General features: G+C 32.7%; 1 protein-coding gene and 1 pseudogene. Both read left to right on the top strand.

The features are described from left to right. Positions 1 to 69 precede the first annotated feature (69 nt). The gene (locus HT723_RS06515; protein ID WP_172934873.1) at positions 70 to 1020 is read left to right on the top strand and encodes an Abi family protein; all 951 of its coding nucleotides are present in this window, start codon (positions 70 to 72) and stop codon (positions 1018 to 1020) included. A gap of 191 nt (positions 1021 to 1211) precedes the next feature. Further along, positions 1212 to 1311, top strand: a pseudogene (locus HT723_RS11915) (integrase); the annotation flags it as partial.

The raw sequence follows: 1311 nt of genomic DNA, 5'->3' as shown, positions 1-1311 counted from the left end.
CGTCAGCTTCACCTTGCCCTACTCCAGTACAGCCTGCGGCTAGTTTCCTAGTTTGCTCTTTGATTTTCATTGAGTATAAAACTTCTCCAGTCTAGAGGTTTAGAAATAGATAACATAGAAGAATGTAAAAGATACCTTCTAACTAACAACTATTACAACGTCGTCAACGGATATAGTAAGTTTTTTCAAACATCAAAAGATAAATTTATAGCTGGTGCAGACTTTAGAGAAATAGCTGCAACACACTTTTACGATAAAGAAATTAAATCAGCTTTTTTAAAAGCAATTATAGATGCAGAAAAACACTTTAAATCCGTACTGGCATATCGTTTTTCAGAAGCATATCCAACACCATACGCTTATCTAGATATTAATAATTTTGAAACACAAAAAGATACAAAAAGGCTAGCACAAATTACTAATTTAATCAGTATATTAGCTAGAATACTCAATGATTATAATAGGGATAAGCAAAACAATTCTATAAAACACCACTATAAACAACATGGCGTTGTTCCTTTCTGGGTTATCATCAATGAACTTACATTAGGGCAAGCATTTAACTTTTATAGAAATCTAAACACTGATATAAAAAATCAAATAGCTAGAGATTTATCACCATTCTTACAAGAAAATATTGAATACATCCAAAATAGACCTAGTAAAGACCTTTTAAGTGGAAAGGCTTTAGAAAGTATTATTAAAAATATACTAGAAATTAGAAATATCACTGCTCATAATAATAAGCTTTTCAATTATAAATGTCGTGAGAATCTTCCACAACTAGCTTATTTCCACTATTACAATAACAATGCCAATACATCAAGACAATCTGTATATTATGTTTTTCTTGCCTTGCAATGCCTACTTGCTTCCACACAATACGCTCAATTACATAACACTATTATTAAAAGAACCAAAGCTCTAAATAAAAAAGCGCACTCCATTGAATCCGGCATTGTATTGGACGCACTTGGATTTCCGAATAATTGGTATAATATCACTGACACATTAAGATAGAACTACTTGCAATATATGGGCTTTTAAAAAGTCCCATATAAGCCCATATCCGCCTTGTTTACTACTCTGGTATTATTTACCGTCTGACTAATTAAAATCGAAAATAGGGGTATTCTCGTAGCTCCTCGCATGGTAAAACTTCAAAACCTTTTCTAATTTGCTTGCCTGCTGATGGAAAAAGGAGTAAAACCATGAAAATAACAGAATATACTAAAAAAGACGGCTCAATAGTCTATCGCTCTAGCGTCTACCTTGGCATCGATACCGTAACAGGTAAGAAAGTCAAGACGA

Origin of the sequence: Streptococcus sp. 2106, assembly GCF_013277315.1 — a bacterium.
Classification (GTDB): Bacteria; Bacillota; Bacilli; order Lactobacillales; family Streptococcaceae; genus Streptococcus; species Streptococcus pseudopneumoniae.
Note: the sequence above shows the minus strand (reverse complement) of the source record. Positions and strands in the feature narration are given on the sequence as shown.